Source organism: Lactobacillus sp. ESL0261 (assembly GCF_003693025.1).
Classification (GTDB): domain Bacteria; phylum Bacillota; class Bacilli; order Lactobacillales; family Lactobacillaceae; genus Lactobacillus; species Lactobacillus kullabergensis.
The window spans coordinates 18,422-39,794 of record NZ_REHN01000013.1; the positions used below are offsets into that span (position 1 = coordinate 18,422).

General features: G+C 36.3%; 21 protein-coding genes. 5 read left to right on the forward strand and 16 right to left on the reverse strand.

The features are described 5' to 3' along the window. Positions 1–173 precede the first annotated feature (173 nt). Positions 174–374, forward strand: coding sequence for a hypothetical protein (locus F5ESL0261_RS08840; RefSeq protein WP_122052946.1), 201 nt, complete (start codon positions 174–176; stop codon positions 372–374). A gap of 295 nt (positions 375–669) precedes the next feature. On the opposite strand, the gene F5ESL0261_RS08845 is transcribed toward F5ESL0261_RS08840, so the two are convergent. The 6 genes from F5ESL0261_RS08845 to F5ESL0261_RS08870 all read right to left on the reverse strand — a co-directional run bounded on the left by F5ESL0261_RS08845 (position 670) and on the right by F5ESL0261_RS08870 (position 9,393). Then, entirely contained in the window at positions 670–2,619 is a 1,950-nt protein-coding gene (locus tag F5ESL0261_RS08845; RefSeq protein ID WP_122052947.1) for a M13 family metallopeptidase, read from the reverse strand. A 95-nt stretch (positions 2,620–2,714) separates the two neighbouring features. Then, a complete protein-coding gene (locus F5ESL0261_RS08850; protein WP_122052948.1) occupies positions 2,715–3,935 on the reverse strand; it encodes an MFS transporter in 1,221 nt (406 codons plus the stop codon). 188 nt (positions 3,936–4,123) lie between these two features. Continuing rightward, on the reverse strand, positions 4,124–5,380 hold the full coding sequence (locus F5ESL0261_RS08855; protein ID WP_122052949.1) for a carboxylate--amine ligase: 1,257 nt from the start codon (positions 5,378–5,380) through the stop codon (positions 4,124–4,126). Positions 5,381–5,399: 19 nt separating this feature from the next. Beyond that, positions 5,400–7,349, reverse strand: coding sequence for an asparagine synthase (glutamine-hydrolyzing) (gene asnB / locus F5ESL0261_RS08860; protein WP_122052950.1), 1,950 nt, complete (start codon positions 7,347–7,349; stop codon positions 5,400–5,402). 108 nt (positions 7,350–7,457) lie between these two features. Further along, complete coding sequence (locus tag F5ESL0261_RS08865; protein WP_122052951.1) at positions 7,458–8,855, reverse strand: metallophosphoesterase; 1,398 nt, start codon at positions 8,853–8,855, stop codon at positions 7,458–7,460. A gap of 52 nt (positions 8,856–8,907) precedes the next feature. Beyond that, positions 8,908–9,393, reverse strand: coding sequence for a hypothetical protein (locus F5ESL0261_RS08870; RefSeq protein WP_122052952.1), 486 nt, complete (start codon positions 9,391–9,393; stop codon positions 8,908–8,910). A 201-nt stretch (positions 9,394–9,594) separates the two neighbouring features. On the opposite strand from F5ESL0261_RS08870, the gene F5ESL0261_RS08875 reads away from it, so the two are divergent. Then, entirely contained in the window at positions 9,595–10,161 is a 567-nt protein-coding gene (locus F5ESL0261_RS08875; protein WP_122052953.1) for a DNA-3-methyladenine glycosylase I, read from the forward strand. Between the two features lie 59 nt (positions 10,162–10,220). Here the strand turns inward: F5ESL0261_RS08875 and phnE (F5ESL0261_RS08880) are convergent, their stop codons facing one another. The 6 genes from phnE (F5ESL0261_RS08880) to F5ESL0261_RS08905 form a co-directional block, all read right to left on the reverse strand. After that, positions 10,221–11,033 carry a phosphonate ABC transporter, permease protein PhnE gene (phnE, locus tag F5ESL0261_RS08880; RefSeq protein ID WP_122052954.1) on the reverse strand — a complete coding sequence of 271 codons (813 nt, stop codon included), beginning with the start codon at positions 11,031–11,033 and terminating at the stop codon, positions 10,221–10,223. Continuing rightward, positions 11,033–11,836: a phosphonate ABC transporter, permease protein PhnE gene (phnE, locus tag F5ESL0261_RS08885; RefSeq protein ID WP_109586790.1), complete on the reverse strand. Its 804-nt coding sequence runs from the start codon at positions 11,834–11,836 to the stop codon at positions 11,033–11,035. The genes phnE (F5ESL0261_RS08880) and phnE (F5ESL0261_RS08885) overlap by 1 nt, the downstream gene beginning before the upstream one ends. Further along, on the reverse strand, positions 11,829–12,602 hold the full coding sequence (gene phnC, locus F5ESL0261_RS08890; protein ID WP_122052955.1) for a phosphonate ABC transporter ATP-binding protein: 774 nt from the start codon (positions 12,600–12,602) through the stop codon (positions 11,829–11,831). The genes phnE (F5ESL0261_RS08885) and phnC overlap by 8 nt, the downstream gene beginning before the upstream one ends. A gap of 21 nt (positions 12,603–12,623) precedes the next feature. Continuing rightward, positions 12,624–13,550 (reverse strand): phosphate/phosphite/phosphonate ABC transporter substrate-binding protein, encoded by a 927-nt coding sequence (locus F5ESL0261_RS08895; RefSeq protein WP_109586791.1) that lies wholly within the window; start codon positions 13,548–13,550, stop codon positions 12,624–12,626. Positions 13,551–13,882: 332 nt separating this feature from the next. Next, entirely contained in the window at positions 13,883–14,815 is a 933-nt protein-coding gene (locus tag F5ESL0261_RS08900) for a phosphate/phosphite/phosphonate ABC transporter substrate-binding protein (RefSeq protein WP_122052956.1), read from the reverse strand. 515 nt (positions 14,816–15,330) lie between these two features. Then, on the reverse strand, positions 15,331–15,822 hold the full coding sequence (locus F5ESL0261_RS08905; protein WP_046332660.1) for a universal stress protein: 492 nt from the start codon (positions 15,820–15,822) through the stop codon (positions 15,331–15,333). A gap of 141 nt (positions 15,823–15,963) precedes the next feature. On the opposite strand from F5ESL0261_RS08905, the gene F5ESL0261_RS08910 reads away from it, so the two are divergent. Further along, complete coding sequence (locus F5ESL0261_RS08910) at positions 15,964–16,764, forward strand: tyrosine-protein phosphatase (protein WP_122052957.1); 801 nt, start codon at positions 15,964–15,966, stop codon at positions 16,762–16,764. A gap of 23 nt (positions 16,765–16,787) precedes the next feature. Then, a complete protein-coding gene (locus F5ESL0261_RS08915; protein WP_045928676.1) occupies positions 16,788–17,264 on the forward strand; it encodes a nucleoside 2-deoxyribosyltransferase in 477 nt (158 codons plus the stop codon). A gap of 729 nt (positions 17,265–17,993) precedes the next feature. On the opposite strand, the gene F5ESL0261_RS08920 is transcribed toward F5ESL0261_RS08915, so the two are convergent. After that, positions 17,994–18,086, reverse strand: a complete 93-nt coding sequence (locus tag F5ESL0261_RS08920; protein WP_081945322.1) for a putative holin-like toxin — start codon at positions 18,084–18,086, stop codon at positions 17,994–17,996. Positions 18,087–18,537: 451 nt separating this feature from the next. Then, positions 18,538–19,203: a type 1 glutamine amidotransferase gene (locus F5ESL0261_RS08925; protein ID WP_122052958.1), complete on the reverse strand. Its 666-nt coding sequence runs from the start codon at positions 19,201–19,203 to the stop codon at positions 18,538–18,540. A 174-nt stretch (positions 19,204–19,377) separates the two neighbouring features. Here F5ESL0261_RS08925 and F5ESL0261_RS08930 point away from each other — a divergent pair, with 174 nt between their 5' ends. After that, complete coding sequence (locus F5ESL0261_RS08930) at positions 19,378–19,716, forward strand: hypothetical protein (RefSeq protein ID WP_122052959.1); 339 nt, start codon at positions 19,378–19,380, stop codon at positions 19,714–19,716. 46 nt (positions 19,717–19,762) lie between these two features. Here the strand turns inward: F5ESL0261_RS08930 and F5ESL0261_RS08935 are convergent, their stop codons facing one another. Both F5ESL0261_RS08935 and F5ESL0261_RS08940 read right to left on the reverse strand, forming a co-directional pair. Beyond that, positions 19,763–20,125 (reverse strand): hypothetical protein, encoded by a 363-nt coding sequence (locus tag F5ESL0261_RS08935; RefSeq protein WP_122052960.1) that lies wholly within the window; start codon positions 20,123–20,125, stop codon positions 19,763–19,765. A gap of 306 nt (positions 20,126–20,431) precedes the next feature. Further along, positions 20,432–21,100 (reverse strand): hypothetical protein, encoded by a 669-nt coding sequence (locus tag F5ESL0261_RS08940; RefSeq protein WP_122052961.1) that lies wholly within the window; start codon positions 21,098–21,100, stop codon positions 20,432–20,434. Positions 21,101–21,373: the final 273 nt, after the last annotated feature.

Sequence of the window (21,373 nt, forward strand, 5' to 3'; positions counted from 1 at the left end):
CCTGTGAATTAATTTTACAGGTGCTATTTTTAGTTAAAGTTAATTCATAACTTGATTTGAGTTAGAATCATTTTATTTTTATAATAAGAAATATGACTAACCAGCTATAATTAGCGAAAACTTATGTAAACAGATAACAGTTGATCGAATTAAGATAGTGAGGTGCGAGTACAATGAATAGAGATATTTTCCTTAAGCAAATGATCGCATTTGCTGTGAGTAAAGGCATAAGTGAAGACCAAGCCCAGCGAATTATGAAGAAATATATTGATAAGCTTGAAGTGAGTGACCCCATTGTGCAACACATTGGACCTGAATATTATGCTTATCAAATATTAATTAAAGAAAAACTAGTAGATTTTGTGGCTCTTTAATTTTCAAAAATTAATAAAACAATGAAAAGTCACATTGGCTCCATTCAAAGTAATGTGTCTTTTTTAATACAATAAATATCAAAAAAGAAGGATTAAAAATCCTTCTTTTCACGTATTGAGTTTCACCTCACGCTAGATATGCCCTATCTTACCTCAAGGGTTGGTAGTCCTGTCATTCTTTCACTTCTATCTGAAGCCCACAGGCGGGTGCAAGTTATATCCACTAACCCACAGATTTATTTACCGCAATACTAAATAAAAAATTTGTCAAATTGTCTGATACTTTTAATATTAATTACCAAATATGTACTCGTTTTTCTGGGTCGAGCCACATGCCGTCTTCTGGTTTAACATCGAAGACTTTGTAAAAGTCATCTTGGCATTGACTTTGAACATTAGCCCGCAGTGGACCAGGCGCATGAACATCAACAGCAGTTTGACTCTTAATTGATTCAGTCAATTGCTTATTAGCCCAAATACGTGCAAAGTTTTCAAACAGTTTCTTCAAATCATCATTTTCGTTCTTGGCAGCTTCAACAGCAGCAGTCAAGCCACCCTGATCAGCAATATTCTCAGAAACTATTTGCTTACCATTGAGTTTAACTGGTCCATATTCTATACCGTCAAACAAGTCAATTTCAGCTTGTGTCCGTTTCTTAAATTCAGCATAATCTTCATCAGTCCACCAATTAGTCATATTGCCTAATTCATCAAACTGAGCACCATTGTTATCAAAGGCATGGGAAACTTCATGAGCAATTACGGAACCGATTCCGCCAAAGTTGGCCGCTCTGTCTTGTTTCAAATCATAAAATGGCTTCTGCAAAATTGCTGCTGGGAAAGTCAGATCATTTCTTTGAGGGTCATAACAGGCATTGACTAGGTTACCAGGCATTGCCCAAACTGTTCGATCAACTTCCTTGTGCAATTGTTCAATGTTGTACTTTTGCTGCACAATAGTAAATGCACGTTCATTTGAATAAAGGCTGCCACCTTCATTAGCTGGAATTACCTTTAAACGATTATAAATTTCTTCGATTTTATCTGGATAACCAATCTTTAATACCAAAGCATCAAGTTTAATAATTGCACGTTTCTTAGTTTGTTCAGAAAGCCAATCGTTATTCTGCAAACGTTCCTTGTAAACCTCAAGCATACGGTGAATCATGTCTTCAACGTCTTCTTTAGCTTCTTTACCAAAGTAGGTTTGACCATAATAAACGCCAACTACTTCGCTAAATGAATCATTTGCTATGTAATAAGCCTGTTTCTCACCACTTGTCAATTGAGGTTGACCACTAAGAGCCTGACTAAATGGAAACGCTGCTTCACGAAACTCTTGTGACAAGGAGTCAGCAGCCACGTTAATAAAGTTAACCAACATCCAGCCTTTGATTTCATCAAAGTTTTCTTTATTGATAATTTCGTTAATGTGATCCAAGTAGCGTGGTTCTTCAACAATAATTCGTTCTGGTTCTTCGCCAATTGCTTCTTTCAAGTAGTAAGCAATCTTAAACTGATCAAACTTAGCTTCAAAGTCAGCAATCTTCATTGGATTGTAAGTAGCAGGATAATCTGCCCACTCTTCTGTAGACTTAACGATCTTAGATAGCTTAGCATCAAATTTAATAGCATCTTCTGCATATTTTTCTGCTTTAGCTTGATCAATACCAGCCATGGTTAAAAGCTTAACCGATTGCTTTTGCAAAATGTCTAATAGTTTTGGTGCATCAGGAGTTTGATAAGTTGTAGTGTCAGGCAAGAAAGTTCCAGGACCAGAAAAATACAAAGCATTAACTTTGGTATTCTTCATGTCAGGCGAAACGCCAAAGCTAAATGGAAGTATGGCAAAAGTTGCTAAGTCAGGCGCATTTAAGTTGTAGTCAGAAAAGTCCTTAATGCCATCAAGAAGTTCCAAGTCTGACTTAATTGGTGCAGCTCCATCAGCGTTTCTTTTAGCGAAATCTCTAGCTAATTTGTACAACTTAACTGCTTCATCAAAATTAGGTACATTTGGTAATTCTTTTTTTCCAGCAGCAAAATCAGCAAAATCCTGCATCAAATGCTTTTCAACGTCAACATCAATACCATCAAACGAGGCCATTCGTGACCGGTCTTCCGGAATCTTGGTTTTTTCAATCCATTCTGAGTTAACAGCAAGGTATAGGTTGTCCTGCGGGCGTGCATCAAGCTTAGGTTCGATGATATTACCACTACCGCCTCGAACTGCGAAGTTTTTATTCATTCAGAGTGTCCTCCCTTTTTTATCTAAATTAAAAATAGACTAAATTAATATTATCATTCTAATTATACCCTTAACATTAAAAAATTTTTACAAAATTACTTATAAAGCGTGATATGCTTGTGCAATTTTGCGTGCAATGGCAATAAGAGCAGTACCATCAGAAAAATACCACAGGCAGCAATAATGAAGAATGGAATGTAACCCGCACGATCAATTATCATGCCGCCAAATAATGGACCAAAAGCCTGACCAATGCCACGGGCAACATTAATTTCACCCTGATATTTGCCCTTGCTGTTTGCCGGAGATAAATCGTTAATGTATGCCGGAACAGCTGGAAATGCAGTTGCTTCACCCATAGTCAGGATAAACATTGATAGTGCAAAGTGGGCAAAATCTTTAGCAAAAATCAACGTGGCAAAAGAAATTGCAAACATGAGCGTGCCAAAAATAATTTGCTGGAACAAGCTCTTAAACAAATTAGGATAGCGGGCTAAAATCACCTGAATAATGACTATTACAGCTCCATTTAAAGTCCATAACAAGCTATACAAATGGAAAGGTATTCCTAATGAAACCATGTAAACTGACAGGTTAGACTCCCAATTCATGTACATTAGCCATGTCACAGCCAAGGAAATCAAGAATCCAACCATTAACATCACATTATATTTGGGCATAGGATCGACTTTTTGCTTCGCGCCTTTTTTAATACCGTTCTTTTTACGATTTTGGTGAAAAGTATTAATTGGACGATAATGAATCGCTGCATTAACGCAGGCAATGGCAAATAGTGAAGCCGCTAAAATAAATAAGAATTCAATTGAAAAGTCGTAAAGATATCCTACCAGCAGCGTTCCTGTGACAGTACCGACATTTTGGGCAAAATAAATCAGATTAAAAACATAACGTCCTGAGTATTTACGCAAACTTGTCGCAATTGAGTTAATTAAGGTACCGTTCCAGCCACTGATACATCCCGTCATAATCAGCCAAAACCAATATTCTGGCCAGCCGTGAAAGAATGCCATCAGGAACAGAACTAGAGCATCTAGTCCTAGTCCCGTAACAATTAAGGGGTATGGGTTCAGACGGTCATATAAGCGTCCAGCTAAAAGCGAGCCCAATACGTTGCTGGCACAATTGCAAAATAAAACAACCCCTATTACAGAAAGGCTGATGTGCAATTGCTTGTTTAAATAAACCGAAGTCAAGGGCCAAACAAAACTCGACCCGATCCACGTGGCCAGCTCCCCCAGTAAAAGCCAGCGCAACTTAATTTCTGTTTCTTCATGAGATCCATGTTTAAGTTTCATTTATTCAGTCCTTTCTTTTTTAGTTTCCATTTACCAGTTTAGCAAGAAGTATTAAAAAAGAACACCCCCATTTAAAATAGCTGAACTGGTATTTTGCATACAAAATAATAATTTTATTCTTAGAGAAAAAAGATGACCACCAGCGATTTGCTGCAATCATCTTTATTGCTGTTTAATTAATCCAGAGCCTAAAAGAATTGACCCTTATTCTCCTGATAATACTTTTGATAACGTCCTTTATAATTATGGAACATATATTTCAACAGTAGCCACCGCTTAAAATTGCGGTCCTGATCATAAAAGACTGTTGTACCATAACGTCCTTCATGGATTAACTCTTCAGCCATTCTTTTGGCTTCATTATCAACAGCGTATTGCTTAAACACATTGACAGGTATGCCCAGCCACAATTTATGCTTTGACTTTAACTTATTGCAGTAAACCGGCTCCTTATCGTTTAAGCTGTCATAAACATAGTCATCCACATACCATTTCGCCAAATTATAACCATTAAGAGTCACATAAAAGCTTGAACGTCCTTGGCGCAAATTGATTTCAAAGAATTTATATTTACCATCTCGCGTATCATACTTGATGTCAAAGTTGGCCATCCCTGTATAATTGATTTTTTCCAAGAATGATTCAACTTGCTCGTATAGCTTTTCGTCATAATCAGGCAAAATTGCCATATAATTGCCAATTGACTGTGGTGTCGGATCCTCCAGCAATGGGTGACCCATACACATCATCTTGATATGATGCTCCTTATCAACATAAGCATTTAATACTCGCATGTTGGAGTCATCTCCAGGAATAAAGTCTTGTAAAATCAAGTCTTCATGATAGCCATTTTCATAAATTTTGGTGACAATGTCACGCAATTCAGTTTCATTATGAATGGTAAAAGCTTTTTTACGACCCTCAAACTGCACATCAAGCCAGGAAACAGGATCTTCCGGCTTGAGTTCCAGAGGATAGCCAAAAGGAAGCTCCAGATAATTTTCTGCCTTGTAATCAGCCATCGTCACAATCTTGGTTTTAGGGTATGGCAGACCACATTCTTCAGCTATCTGGTAAAAGTTTTCTTTTGAAATTAGTTTTTGTAATAAATCGTAGTCAACATAGGGAACTACAAAAACTTGTTCCAACTCTGCCTTATGCTTTGCAAGCAGTTCAGAATAGCCGTCTCCACACGAAATCAGAATTACCGGTTCTTTATGATCCTGGTAAATTTTCATTTGCTCACGCATAACTTCAATAAAAGTAGGATCCTCGCTGAAGCCATGATGTAATTCCACCCTGACAATTTTAGAATAACGTGTTGCCGCCAGCTGACTGTCAGCCAGCGCCTTTACGCTAATACCGTATGCCTCGTTAAACGATCGGGCCATGCCGTAAACATTAATGTCACTGCCAAGTAAAATTGGCGTAAAGTTTCGTTTCATTAATAAATTGTTCTCCTCATTAAACCAGCTTGCCCTGCTTAATCAAGCTGGCAACTTCTGGTTGAACATGCTGGTATTTGGCAACTGTGCCGTCATAATCAACAAAGAATAATTTATACCATACCAAAAATGTATAAATTGTCCAAATTTGTCGACGATGGGAACCGTCACCCTTGTAGTTTTCATCAAGCAGAGCCAAAATTTTATCCTGCTCAAAAACGTCTTGTACAAAGTCTTCACTGAATAATTCGCGCACTTGTTTATAAAAACGGGGTTCTTGCAACCATTCTTTGATTGGGGTTGGGAAGCCTAATTTTGGTCGTTTAGCCCATTCATCCGGTAAAACCTTTTCTGAAGCCTTGCGCAAAGCATACTTAGTGTCATGCTTGTTCACTAAGTAATCAGTTGGAATTGAATTGGCTCTTTCTGCAACCTTTTTATCAAGGTATGGCACCCTTAACTCCAGAGAATGAGCCATAGAAATTTTATCCGCCTTTTGTTCAATATCATTTAGCATAAAGTGGTGCAGATCAATGTACTGCATCTGCCGGACATTATCGAGGTCTTTTACCTTTTTAAAGTCACTTTGGTAAATCCCGTTAACAGTTAATTTATTCCGATAAGATGGCTTTAAAACACTGTTAGCGTCTTCAGATGTAAAGATAGTCGGATAATCCATGTCATAGATAACTGATTGACCAACGTAAAATTCACTTGGTTCAGCTAAATTGGTATATAAATGAACCTTACCAGGGAAGTTCGGCATTTTTTTAATTCTGTGTGCCAGTTTAACCCTGGTCTTCTTCGGCAACTTTTTGCATTGGGAAGTAAAAACTTTAATAATGCTGTTGTGCGTGTGCATTCCGTAGTTAACATAACCTGCAAATAATTCGTCCGCACCTTCGCCAGACAAAGCAACTGTCACATGTTTACGTGCCATCTTGCATAAATACCATAATGGAATTATTGACGGGTTTGCATCCGGCTCATCCATATGGTATTGCATTTCCGGGAAGTCATGCATGGCCTCGTCAGCTTTTACCTTATCAGAAAAGAAATGCCAGCCCTTGATATCAGCTAAGGCTTTGGCTTTAGAAGCTTCATCATAAGTGGCATCGTCAAAAGAAATTGAGAATACATCATCCGGATTTAATATACTAGTGATGTAACTTGAATCTACTCCTTCTGATAGGAAGGCACCAACCGGAACATCGGCAATATGGTGCAATTTAACTGACTCGTGTAAATCTTCGTCAATTTTATTGACGGTTTCTTCAAAACTTAAAGTATTGGCCTTATATTCTGCATCCCAGTACTGATGGGTTTTCATTTCACCATCTTTATATTCGAACCAGTGACCGGCAGGAAATCTATAAATTCCCTTGAAAAAAGTTTCATGCAAATCATTATATTGGTTCATCAAGTATGGTTTAACAGCTTCAATATTTAAACGTCTTTTAAAGCCAGGCATTGCCAAAAAGCTTTTGATTTCTGAGCCTATCGTTAAATGACCATTCTCATCACTGTAATAAAGTGGCTTAATACCAAAGAAATCGCGCGCACCATACAATGTCTGGGTATTGTCATCCCAAATCGCAAAAGCAAACATGCCGCGAACTCTCTTAAGCAGACCATCCATGCCCCACTCTTCAAAGCCATGCAGAAGAACTTCTGTATCGGACTTAGTGGTAAAAGTATGACCCGCAGCAATTAATTCATCTCTCAATGGCTGGAAGTTGTAGATTTCACCATTGAAGATAATGGCCATTGTTTTGTCTTCGTTGTAAATTGGTTGACTGCCACCACGCAAATCAATGATTGATAATCTTCTAAACCCTAAAGCAACTTTATCGTTGGTATAAAAACCATCTGAATCAGGACCACGATGCATAATTGCCGCCATCATTTTACCGATAGCGGCTTGTTTATCATTTATTTCTGGATTATAAAATGCAACAATTCCGCACATTGCTTATCTTTCCTTAATTATGTTACTTTGTATATTTTTGTCTTTAATTTAACTTTTCTATTATATGCTAAAAGCCGGGCAATTTCCAAATTGCCCGTCGCGACTTTACTAAATATAAAAAATTCTGCGTTTGCTGGCAGCACCATAACCAAAAGCCTGAATATAATGCCTCTGTATGTCAATATTCACAATATAACCCGCAAATTCGGTTTGATGATCAATTTGCCGCTTCCAATTCTTGTTATATTTAGTGGTTAAAGCATGGTTAGGTCCCATCAGTGCCGAACAGTTAAACAAAATATACTGAATTCCGTTAATGCGGTATTGGTCTTCGTTATGTCTGTGACCACAAAAGTAGGCAATAATACGCGCATTTTTCACATTAGTAAAATCAAAGTCATTAGCTAAACGAAACTCCGGTGGAATTCCGTGGCTGGAATGCATCTGTCCTTTTTCACCCTGATTAAAAGCAACTAGCAGCTCGTGCAGAGAACGGCCGTTATACTTTAACGCATTTGAACCCTTGCGATTAATCGGATTGGCATGGCTCATAAAGATAATTTGCTTATTTGATGACTGCTCCAGTATTTCAATGATTTCTTCAATTTGATCTTCCCTCACAGCCAAAGTAAGTTTCACATCATATTTTTTTCTGCCTTGGGCATCCAAATAGTAAGGCAAATCAGAAGTATTAACGGAAATAAAGCGCAAGTCATCCACATCATAGTAACAAACCCCGTGTTGACGCGAAATATAATGGACACCTTTTTGCTTATACAAAGCAGGCCACATAATCCCTTCAAACTCATTTTCAGGAAAAGAAGCACTTAAATCATGGTGTTCATCAAATTTATCATTTTCATCATGATTGCCTTTAATCAGCATATAGGGCACTTTGTCGGAAACAAATGAATCACGCAACTTGGTTAATTCACTTTCGCCCAAAAAGCCGGTATCGGAACCATCAATCCAGTCACCCAAATGAACTTTTAAACTTAACAATCCTGAGTCATCAAGATAAGAAAATTCGTTAACGTGAGTTAAGCCGTTCCAACCATAAAAGTCCATACTATTACGGTCTTTATAGTGGGTATCAGTAATAACGCTGACATTAACAGAATTTTTCCCTGTGCGAATGTGGCCTTTGACTCTTTCAACAAAGCGATCCAAGTATTCTTCTACAACGTAGCGTCTGCCAGTTTTGCGGTTGACAAAAGCACGGTAGCGCTGCAGTTCGGGGCTGAATCTGCGCACATATTCAGGTTCTAATTTATCTGTACTTTCAAGGCTAAGAGCTTGATGCAAAATTTTTTCTTCATCCTGGTAAACTGTCAGAGTATACGGCTGATCGTTAGGTGTACCCTGTTCACCATCAACGTGATATTCTCCTACCGTTAAATAATTTTGCATAGGATCAAGCTGTGCATCTTTTTTCTTAAATAAAGAACGTAACCTAGCCCCGTTTATCTTGTCAGCTAGCCCTTTAGTATACTTTAAAACACCCATATTTTGCCTCAAGCAGAAAGAAAAAGAGCTGAACACACATTCAGCTCTAAAATTATAAACTTTTTTCTAAAGCGTGTGCCGCTAAACCAATTGATAGAAGAGCATCTTTAGACAAAACTCCTTGTAATGTTTTTGGCGCTACTTCTTCAACGGCTCCAATTACTTTTAAACTGTAACTAACGACATGAAAATCTACCAGGTCATTGTAAAACCCATCTTCATAAGGATTTTCATGATTATAAGTTAAATTAATTTCGCTTTTATCAACAAAACCATCAACGTGGTTAGTTAAAATCCGATCCTGCAAATCGGTTAATTGCTCTGACAACTTAATTAAAGTCAGTTTATGATCACTTTCAGTGTCATAATACTGCTCTTGACTCATGCCGAAGTATTCTTTTATTGGCTTATGCAAAACGTGCAAATTATCAATTACACGATAAACTGCCTCGGCATCAAAATCTGTTTCTTTATTTAAAATACTTTCTTGATTTGCGGCCAAGTCATCGGCCAAAGTTATTATTTCTAACTTCTCCATGGTATCCTCCTAAAGTTCATTATATATTATACCAAAAAAACAGCTATTGCACTTTTTGAAGGAAAAGTTTCTGATATTTAAGCAAAAAGAAAATAATTAAAGAATTTCAGCAAAATAAACGACCAAATTGTTTTTAAAAGAATAAAAATCTTTTGGCGTATTTATTCATGAACGTTAATATATATTTAAGGAGAATAAGACATGAATAATAATACTCGTTGTCCTTGGAGTGACCATGATGATTACTTAATTAAAGATTACCATGATCACGAATGGGGTAAATTAAACTTAGATGAACGCTATTTATTTGAAATGCTGGTACTGGAACTGTTTCAGTCTGGTCTCAGTTGGTCTACAGTTTTGCATAAACGGCAAAATTTTCGGCAGGCTTTTTGCAATTTTGATCCCGCAGAGGTTGCACAAATGACTGAACAGGATCAGACGCGCTTATTGCAAGATAAAGGAATCATTCGCAACCAAAGAAAAATTGCTGCTGCGATGACCAATGCACGCGCACTGTTAATTATTGATGCCAAATATGGCAACTTTGCCCATTATTTACAAAAATTCATTCCTACTCCCATTATTCATCATCCTCAAACAAATGATGAGGTGCCAACGACAAACAAAATTGCGCAAAAATTAGCAAAGCAGATGAAAAAAGACGGTTTTACTTTTGTGGGGCCAGTAATTCTATACTCTTTCCTGCAGGGCGTTGGTTTAATCAACGATCATTTAGAAAATTGCCCCTTTAAATATCACGGCTAAAAAAATGAATCAAGCTGATATCTACATGCTTGATTCACTATATTCAGATATTTTCGTTTTTAGACTAATTTTTTACGGATCCAGCCCGAAATCCAGTCAATGATCACAACCATAATGATGATACCCAGTAAAATGATACCAACACGATTCCATTGACGGTATTGCAGTGCGATAATTAACGGGTAGCCGATACCTCCGGCTCCAACCAAGCCTAAGATAGAAGCTGACCGAATCGAAACATCAAACCGGTATAAAGTGTTTGAAATTAACGCCGGCATTAAATTAGGCAAAGTAGAAAACATGATAATATTTGTCTTTGAACCACCAACAGCAGTAACTGCTTCGTTGGGACCATCCTCCAAGTTCTCAATTGCTTCAGAAAAGAGCTTGGCGAGCATCCCCACTGAGTGAAAGCCAAGTGCTAAAACACCGGCAGCAGAACCAGGTCCGACAGCTTTAATAAACATTAAGGCTAAAACAATTTCAGGAAATGACCTGATTACTGCCAGCACAATCTTGCCCGACCGTGAGACATACCAGTGCTTGTGCTTAGTATTCGCGGCCCAGAAGGCAAAAGGCAGTGAGATAATGGCAGAAATGAAAGTTCCTAAAAAGGCAATGCAAACAGTTTCCCATAATTGCGACAGTAAGTCTTCGCCTGAACCGTTATAGACATAAGACCAATCAGGATGAAAAATACCAGAAAAGATCGCACCGGCAATCTGTCCGGCCGTTTCTTTGATTCCACCAAAATCGATTCCTGTGCATGACCAAACAACTAAAGCCGCAGTAACAATTGCTATCAGCCAGTGCAAAACACGTTTTTTGACATCTATGGGCCTAGGAGGCAATTTTTTCATACTTGTATCCATTATTGCATCAACGCCTCCCGTGATTTAGATGAAACATAATCAATTAGTACCACTACTATAATGATCACGATAATAATTGTTCCTGTCTTAGGATAATCAAAGATTTGCAGTGTCTGTTGCAGATACAAACCAATACCACCGGCACCGATATAACCTAAAACGGTTGAAGCACGCACGTTAATTTCAAATGCATACAAACAATAGGAAATAAAATAGGTCATAACCTGAGGCAAAACCGCAAAGACAATGATTTGCAATTTGTTGGCACCAACAGCGGTTAAGGCTTCAATCGGACCCGGATCAATAGTTTCAATTGCTTCGTAAAACAGTTTGACCACAATCCCGAACGTACAGATAGCCAAGGCTAAAACACCAGCTACTGGCCCTATACCGACAATAGCTACGAAGATAGCACCCAAAAGCAGGTCAGGAACAGTTCTGATGATATTCATAATAATCCGCAATATTCCAGTAAGTGCTTTATTTTTTACAATATTACGCGCAATAAGCAAAGAGTAAATAAAAGCAATTACAGAACCGATTGCAGTACCCAAGATCGCCATCTTAATAGTTTCCAGCAAAAGAGGTACTACTGTGCCCAGATAAGACCAGTCAGGATGCAGCATTTGCAAGAAAATGTCAGCAAATTGACCGAAGTTGGCAAACAAGGCACCTAAGTCAGTTTTGGTTTCATTAGTAGAAATGAATAATCCGGCAATAAAAAGCAATACCCAAAGCAAATTTAAGATTTTAAACTTTTTCTTAGGCAAAGCCTTCAGCTTTTCTTGCTCTGTGCTACTCATCTTCATCACCACCGGAATAGATCTGATCAAACGTTGCTGCCGGAGTATCAGACATCTTGCCGTCATAGATAATTTCACCATCACGAACTCCAATGACCCGCTTGCCAAATTCCTGTGCCAGTTGCACGCTGTGCAGGTTAATGACAACAGTCATGCCATGCTTTTCGTTAAGCATCTGCAAGTCTTTCATCACCCGACGTGAAGTCTGCGGGTCAAGTGAAGCTGTTGGCTCATCTGCCAGAATAATATCCGGGTTTTGAGTCAAGACACGCGCAATAGCTACCCGCTGCTGCTGTCCACCGGACAATTCATCAGCCCGAGAGTAAACTTTGTCTTCAAGATCAACTTGTTGCAAAGCGTCATAGGCCCGTTGTTTATCTTCTTTAGTAAAAAGGTTTAGAGTGGATTTCCAAGTTGGATAATATCCAACTCTGCCAGTTAAAACGTTGCGCATCACGCTTGAGCGCTTAACTAAGTTAAAGCTTTGGAAAATCATCCCAATATGACGACGCAAAGTTCTTAACTTTTTACCTTTGGCCTTAGTAATAGATTCACCATTAATTAAAATATCACCCTCGGTAATATCAATTAAACGGTTAATCGACCGCAAAAGCGTTGATTTGCCGGCGCCAGATAGACCAACAATAACGACAAATTCACCTTTATTGATAGTTAAATTGACGTCTTTTAAACCAACAACATCTTTGCCATAAACTTTTTTAACGTTTTTTAATTCGATTATTGGCTTAACTGCAGAATCTGCCATTATAAACTTCCTTTGTATTCCTTATTTTTTGGTCGATTCGATAATTTTTTCATATTTACGCACAACGTTAAAGTCACTGTCTTTAGTGTGAACGTATCCTTCATGAGTATAAATACTCTCAATAACTTTTTTACCCTTCTTAGATTTACCAATATCGATAAATGCCTTGGCCAGCTTCTTTCTGAATGAATCAGACATGCTGGGAACAACGGAAATTGTATCGTTTGGAATAGGCTTGGTAAAGTAAATTGGTACTACTTGACTCATGATTTTAGGATTGTCGTCTTTCACAATTGTCCGTGCATCTTCAAATACAAATGCGGCATCTGTGTCACCATTGAGAACATTTAAAACAGCTTGGTCTTGACCAGTCACAGTGACTAACTTGCAACTCTTGCGTACATCAAGTCCTTTTTCCTTCAATTCGGCAATTGGGAAAACGTAGCCGGCTGAAGATGTGGGACTTTGAATGGAAATTGACTTGCCTTTTAAATCTTTCCAACTCTTAATTTTAGAATTTTTCTTAGCTACAATCTCAGCACGATAGAAGTTAACCAGTTCCTTGGTTGGTCGACCATTTGGTTGTTTAACTCCATATCTTTGTGCTTGCAGCAATACATCTGCTGCTCCTTGCTTATGAGCCAAAATGTAGCCATTTGGTGGCAAGAAACCTACATCAACTTTCTTAGACTTCATGGCTTCGACCACTGTGTTGTAATCAGTAGACATTGAAACGTGAACTGGAATACCTAAACGGTCTGACAGCATTTTTTCCAGTGGTTTTGCACGTGACTCCAACTTTGTGGCCGCCTGACTAGGAACAAATTGCACGTTCAATGATTTGGGCGTGCCACTATCTTTGCTCTTTTCCTTATTTGAGCAGGCAGTTGCCATTAAGGCTACTAAAAAAACAGCAGCACAAGCCAATATTTTTCTAAATTTTCTCATCATGCCCTCCCAGACATAAAAAAAGACTTTAGCTAAAAACACAAATGTGAATTAAACTAAGTCTTTCAATAACACTTTTACTAAAAAAGCGAACAATACCTTTTTGAAAGAAACGAAAAGGCTTTTTTGCAAAAACTTCAATGAACGCTAGGCGCCGTTGATATTTTTGCATTACCTTCACTCTCCTTTCGCCATACTGTATTTATTCTATCAAATAATAGCAGAAATGTTTTATTTAGAAAAGAGAATTGACTAGAAATCTTATTTTGTTTAAGAAAGTTTATTTAATTCCTATTATGCGGCTTTTTTAGATTTTTGAAATATTGGGAAAACTATTTCTTAGTAGAAGCAATTACTTTATTATATTGACGAATAATGTCGTAGTCGCTGTCTTTGGCGTAAGTATAACCTTCTTGGTTATAAACATTTTCAATAATCTTCTTACCTTCTTTAGACTTGCCTATAGCAATAAATGCTTTAGCCAGCTTCTTCTGGAAGGATTTTGGCAAACTAGGGATAACCGAAATAGTATCGTTAGGAATACGCTTGGTGAAGTAAATTGGCACTACCTTGCTCATAATCTTCGGATCATCATTCTTAACATTATTACGTGCATCTTCAAATACGAAAGCTGCATCAGTATCACCGTTTAAAACGTTTAAGACGCCTTGATCGGCACCCTTAACAGATACAGTCTTGCAACTCTTGGTTACATCTAATCCCTTTTGCTTTAATTCAGCAACTGGGAATACATAGCCAGAGTCGGAAGTGATATCCTGAACAGAAATTGACTTGCCTTTTAAGTCCTTCCAGCTCTTAATTTTTGAACCCTTCTTAACCAGGATTTCACCACGGTATGAATTAACTAATTTCTTGGTTAGAACGCCATTTGGTTGTTTAATGCCATAACGAACTGATTGTAAAAGCAGGTCAGCAGCTTTTTGCTTGTGAGCCATAATGTAAGCGTCTGAAGGCAAGAAACCAACATCAACTTTTTTTGACTTCATAGCTTCAACTAAGCCATTGTAGTCAGTTGACATTGAAACATGTACTGGGATGCCAAGGCGTTTGGACAATAGTTTTTCCATCGGTTTAGCCCTTGCTTCCAGCTTATTGGCAGCTACACTCGGTACGAACTGAACGTTGAGTGATTTTGGCGTATTACTACTTGAACTAGACTTCTTACTTGAATTGGAACATGCTGTAGCACCAACTGTTAATAACAGTACGAAACATGCTATCAGAAACTTTTTGATTTTGGTCATTTGTTTTTTACACTCCTAATAAATATACCATAACTTCATTTTGCTTAAGCATAAACATTGTTGTCACTTTCATGGCAATACATTCATGTAAATATCCAAATAAAATCGATCTGAATTAACTTCTGCTTCTATTTTCCATTAACATCCTCCCGAAATTAAGCAAATAAAAAAGGCAAAATATGCCTACTGCATATCATGCCCAAGTAGTTATTCTGAAAGAAAAACGAACGGTTAACGAAGATAATTGTAAAGTATTTAAATAGGAAAATAAATTATAGGTTTTTCCTGTTACTTTCATTGCCCTCAACCTTCCAAACAGTATAATTACGTTCATTTCATACAGATAATACCATAAATATTCGCAATTACGCAAGTAAATATCGGATTTTATTTTGTTATTGTATTATGAAAGTTAATTTTGCGAACATCAATAATATAATATTTTTTAAGGTTCCTTATTTTGCACAAAAAAAGACACACGAATTATCTATCGTATGTCTTTTCATTTTAGAACTCTATTTATTTTTACGTTCTGGCTTAATTGGATTATTGTCAATATCCGTTCTGACAATAAGGACATCAGCCAAAGCATGTTGATTAACATATTCAGTAACAGAACCCATCAACATTCTTTCAACTGCATTTAAACCAGTTGCACCCATAATAATCAAATTATTATGATGGTCTTTAATAAAGTCATAGGAAATAATTGCTTTCGGGCTGCCATAACGAATGTGGTAATCAATATCATCAAAACCCAAATTGTCATGAGCCCATTCCTTTAAACTCTTGAGGTATTTTTCTGAATCTTGCGTCATCTGATAAACGGTATCGCCTGTAATCAGCGTATCTTGCATCTCACCTAAAAACTGTCTGGTATCAATTACGCTTAAAACATCAATGTGGGCATTTTCCGTCATTGCAATTTTAACTGCTTTATCAAAGGATCTTTCTGCCGACTCTGAACCGTCGACTGGAACTAAAATACTAGCTTTTTTCGTTTCCATGTTCTCACCCTTTTGAAATATATTGTTCTTTTGTTTATTTTACCATAATTTCGATATACTCTTGGCTTTTTTTATAATTGTTTATATACTTGTTTATTGCTAAAATTAGGTGTAATTGTCAAACGCAAAGGTGGAGGTATCATGACCCAAAAACTAAAAAATCAATTAATTGGCGTAAAAAGTGGCCGTAATTTTCGCGAGCTTGGTGGCTATCAAACCAGTAGCGGCAAAACCGTCAAAATGCACAAATTGCTTAGAACCGCTAATTTGGCAACCCTTGATAAGACTGACCTGAAATTTTTACAAGACTACGGCGTAAAATACGTTGTTGACTTTAGAAGCAAGGACGAAGTTGACCGAGAACCTGATCGTGTACCTGAGGGTGCTATTTATAGCTTTGATCCGGTATTTAGCGAAGATTTGACCGAATCCTCAAAGGGAATTGACGAAATTCTTAGCGAAAAGCATCAAGATCCTAAAGCTGGATTTGACCACATGTTTTTAGCCTATGATGACATGATTAAAAGTGAGTCTGCCCAAAGAGCTTACCGCCACTTTTTTGACGTGTTGCTGGCTAATGACCAGGAAAATCAAAGTATAATTTTTCATTGTACTGCCGGCAAAGACCGGACTGGTTTTGCGGCATTATTAATTTTATCAGTTCTTGGCGTACCATTTGAAACAATCAAAAAAGATTATCTTTTAACAAACGTTGCCACCAAAGACTTTGTTCATAATTTTTTACAAAAAGCTAAAGATGAAGGAGCAAATGACGCAACCCTAAACATCTTAAAAGACTTGCAAACCGTGCATTCTGAATACATTGACTTTGTACTTACAACTATAAATAAAAATTATGGTAGCGTTGAAAACTACTTACGTGATATTATGAGATTAACTGATGATGAAATCAGTAAGTTGCGTGAAATTTATTTAAATTAGGTTAAATGGTAAGGAGAAATTTTATGACTAAAACAAAAACTGTTTATTTTGGTGCCGGTTGGTTTAACGATAAGCAAAACGATGCTTACAAAAAGGCAATGAAAGCTTTAGAAGAAAACCCAACCATTGACCTGGAAAACAGTTATGTTCCTTTGGATCATCAATATAAAAATATTAGCGTTGAGGAAAATCCTGAATATTTGCGTGATCGTGAATGGGAAACCGCAACTTACCGCGGGGATCTAACAGGTATTAAAGCTAGTGATATTATGATCGGAGTATATCTACCTGATGAAGAAGATGTTGGTCTCGGCATGGAACTGGGCTATGCTTTGTCACAAGGAAAATACATCGTGTTGGTCATCCCTGATGAAGACTATGGCAAACCAATTAATCTAATGAGCTGGGGCGTTTGCGACATTGCTCTTAAAGTGAGTGAATTAAAAGATTTTGATTTTAATAAGCCTCGCTTTGGCTTTTACGATGGTGCTGTTTATTAAAAATAACATTTTGTCGAAGCAAAACTAAATATGACAAAAAACCGTTTCCATTGAGACGGTTTTTTGTGTGAGCAAGTTATGATTCTTCAGGGCGGTTTAGCCTAGTGCGTAAATTAACTGCATATTTCTAAATTAGCTCTAGCTTTGCAATTTAAAAATGCCTTGTATTCTTTTACGCTATGAATTCTGCTCTATAATACTTAATTGCACCATAAAAGCATTCATGCTAAAATACAGGTGTAAGAAAAAGGAAGACTTACGCCATAAGTCTTCCTCACGTAGAGCCGCCACAAAGGACGGTAACTGCGCTTATAGTTATAATTTTTTAAATTTATAAACCGCCCAGCTAGTATCTAGGACGGTTTTTGATTTGCTCATTTATCGTGATGCTTGTCAATAAAAACCGTTTCTGTTGAAACAGTTTTTGTGTGAGCAAGATATGACTGTTCAAGGCAGTTTAAGCTTAGTGTATAAAATTAACTGCATATTGTTAAATTAGTGCTAGTTTTGCAATTTAAAATACCTTGTATTCTTTTACGCTATGAATTCTGCTCTAATACTTAATTGCACCATAAAAGCATTCATGCTAAAATACATATGTAAGAAAAAGGAAGACTTACCTCAATAAGCCTTCCTCACGTAGAGCCGCCACAAAGGACGGTAGCTGCGCTTATATTAGTTTTACATTAAAACCGCCCAGCTAGTATCTAGGACGGTTTTTTGATGCGATTATTTATCATGATGCTTGTCAATAAACATTAACAAGGTCAAGATAAACATGCCAAAGTTAAGCATTAAACTTAGCGCTTCGGCAGTGCTCATCAACTGCTGCTCCCTTCTTTTGGGAGATTGGAGTATGAATCAAGATAGTTCATAGGCCTCACTTCCTTCATGAAAGCGGCAGCTACCGTCCTTTTAACTTTTCTACGCTAATTAAATTATAACAAACCAATCCCAAATATTAACTGGATTTTATAAAAATTACCTATAATCGTATATACAAAGCCATTGAAATGGCTTGGTTTTTATTTTGAAGGTTATTTCAGTAACTACAATGCTTATTTAATGCACTTTCCAAATGCTAATCATGCCAAAGATGGTAGATTTCAACTTCATCTTTTTTAGATAATTTAGATATAAAATACCCCCCAAATGTGGGGGCGCTTCATTGCTAAGTCGCGTCTATTTTCTGCTTTTACAAATAATTAATCTGATTCCATAATTCTCAGTAAAAAGTTCAAGCAAATAATAGCATTTTAAAGCGGATCCTATATTATTCTGTCAAATAATCTAAGATGCGAAACATTGCCCTTTTATTTTCCTTAGGAACAGGATGCTCAATAATTTGCTTAGCTGTTTGTTTAAACATCGACCCAGAAAGATATTGAGAATCATTAACCACAATCTCTTTGATATTATCTTTTTCTGGTTCTAAGTGAAACTGCAAACCAACAGCTTGCTTATCTAAAACAAAACCTTGATTTTGTAAATTAGCATTAGAAAACAAAACGTCAGCCTCTTTTGGTATTTCAAACATTTCTTCATGCCAATGCAGTACTTCTAAACTTTCAGGTAAGCCGGTAATTAATTTGGATTGCAATTTGACTGGCCCCCAGCCTACTTCCTTAACCGGCGCCTTTTTAACCTGATAGCCTAAAGTTTTAACAATTTGTTGGGCGCCAAAGCATACTCCCAAAATAGGCTTTCCCTCCTGAAATAGCTGCTTAATTAACTGGCGCTCTTGCTTAATCCATGGCAGATCGTCATTTGGACTCATTGGACCACCTAAGATAACTAGTAAATCTGTTGTTGCAGTAACGGGCAAAATGCCAAACTGATAGGGATGATATACATAAAAATCATGCTGATGCAGATCAGCCCATTCCTGGATTGAACCGGGGCCTTCGTTTGGCGTGTGTTGTAAAACATTAATTCTCATCGTTTTGCTCCTTTTAAAACAATTTAGCACCATAATGTTTTTAATAAAATATTCAAATAATAATTTAATATTATTATAATTTAGTGATAAGGTATAGATTAAGTCTATACAGTAAAAATATTACTTTTTTTATTGCATAGACTTATTAAATTTAATTTTGAAAGGTTTCAAATCATGCTGAAATATAAACTTAATCCTAAAATTGCCTTATTTTTAATGGGCATTTTACAATTTTTAATTGGTATTCTTTTTATTTATTATCATAAAAATAAAATAGCTATATATACTTACTTTTTATTTGGTGTTATATTATTGCTAGGCGCTATTTTCATTAAAACCACCCACCCTGTAAAAATTATTCAAAAGGTTAATCTCGATGGCGTAGAAAAGTTTTGCAATTACTCAATTTTAGCACTTTTAGCATTTTCTCTATTAGTATTAATTTTTGATAGGACTAATCGAACTTCATATATTCCGCAGATTGATGCATACTTATTTCTTATCCTATTTTAACCTGCCGGTTTTAGGGAAAGTAGTAGATAAAAAGTATTGCAGCAGCTCAATCAAAACATGCAATACTTTTTATTTTCCAATTCCAAAAAGAATTGGATTTTTTTTGCATATAAATCCCAACAGCTTTATTTTTGATACTTGCAACATAATAGCCCCGTTCTTTAGTTCCACCTTGAAAATCGCTAATTTTATGGCAGCGGTCACTAGTTTTAAGAGAATGTAAAAAGTTCGCTGTTTTTCTATTAGTTGCTACCTGGTTAATTTCTCGTGTATCGTGATTCCTTATTATGTGATTAACCTGGTACTGTGCTACGTCAGGTACATAGTCATTTGATGACCAATAGTAAAATAAAAAAAGACCTGCAGCAACAATACATGCAAATATACCAAATTTCACTTTTCTAGTCATTATTGCCACCTCATTTACAATATTGAACAAATAATAGTTCATTTTATTAAAAAAGCAATTCATATGATATTACATTTTTTAATGAATTTTGACTTTAATAGTCTTATATTTTTAGTTTCTTTTTTATTTAGCAAAAAAAGATCCAAAAAAGTTCAAATTTTTGCTTTTTAGATAAGCCGTTAGAACCCTCTTAGCTTTACGCTAAAGAAAACTAAAAAGCTCGACGTCTAATGAAAATCGACATCAAGCTGTAGAAATATTTAATTAAGTTTTTATTACTTTATATAAAAGTAAATAATGCCTATTTTATATAAATTCATTTATCTGAGACATAATTCTTTGACATGTTACTTCAACTGATTTATCACGTTTAACTTTGGCCCAATGGTATTTTTCTGCTAATTCTTCATAAATTTTTGACATATGTGTTTGTGTCTTAATAAAGTCCTTAGGATTTCCACCGAAACTTCCGGATTCAACTGGATTAGAATTCGAATCTGGACGTATACAATCTTCAGGCCGTGCTTCGAGAAGAATTGAAAGATCAGGCTTATAAAGAAAATCGAACTCTTCACTTGTTTTTAATGTCTTGGAGCTCTCAATTGCTTTTACCATTTCTTTATAAAAATAGCCATCTAAAATAACAGAAACACCTTTGTTTAAAAGTGGTATTATCCTGTGTTGTTCGAAAGCACTATACCAAACTAGAAAAAGATAACGCCAATGTTCTTTGTTAAAGCCATTAAAGGGGACATTTGGAGCCTGAGAAAAAACTTTTCCTTTTCCCCACATTATTGCATAAAGATATTCCATATGCTTTTTAACATAACTATTAGTGTTTGGAATTTCTTTTCTGTTTACATATTGCCATGTGGTATCTTGATCTTGTAAATAGTGTTCAATCAAGTACTTTACACAGGTTGTTTTTCCAACGCCATCTATACCCTCTAGGCTTATAAGTTTTCCACGTTTCATATTTTCTCCCTTTTTTAAAAATTATTCCCTTAAATGTATCAATCACAACATTTTTTGCATGCGTAATGTCTAATAATTAATCCCAATTTCAATTTTATCTTAGTAATCAGCGAGATCTCCAAATTACATGTAAAAATCATATCAGTTGATGTTTTTACATCTATTATTCTATATTTGTTCCCAAATTTTTAATAGCTTTTATCCTTTAATCTTTTTTACGAAAATATTTCATATTACTTTATATAAATTTTTGTGAATCATAGTTACGTTTAT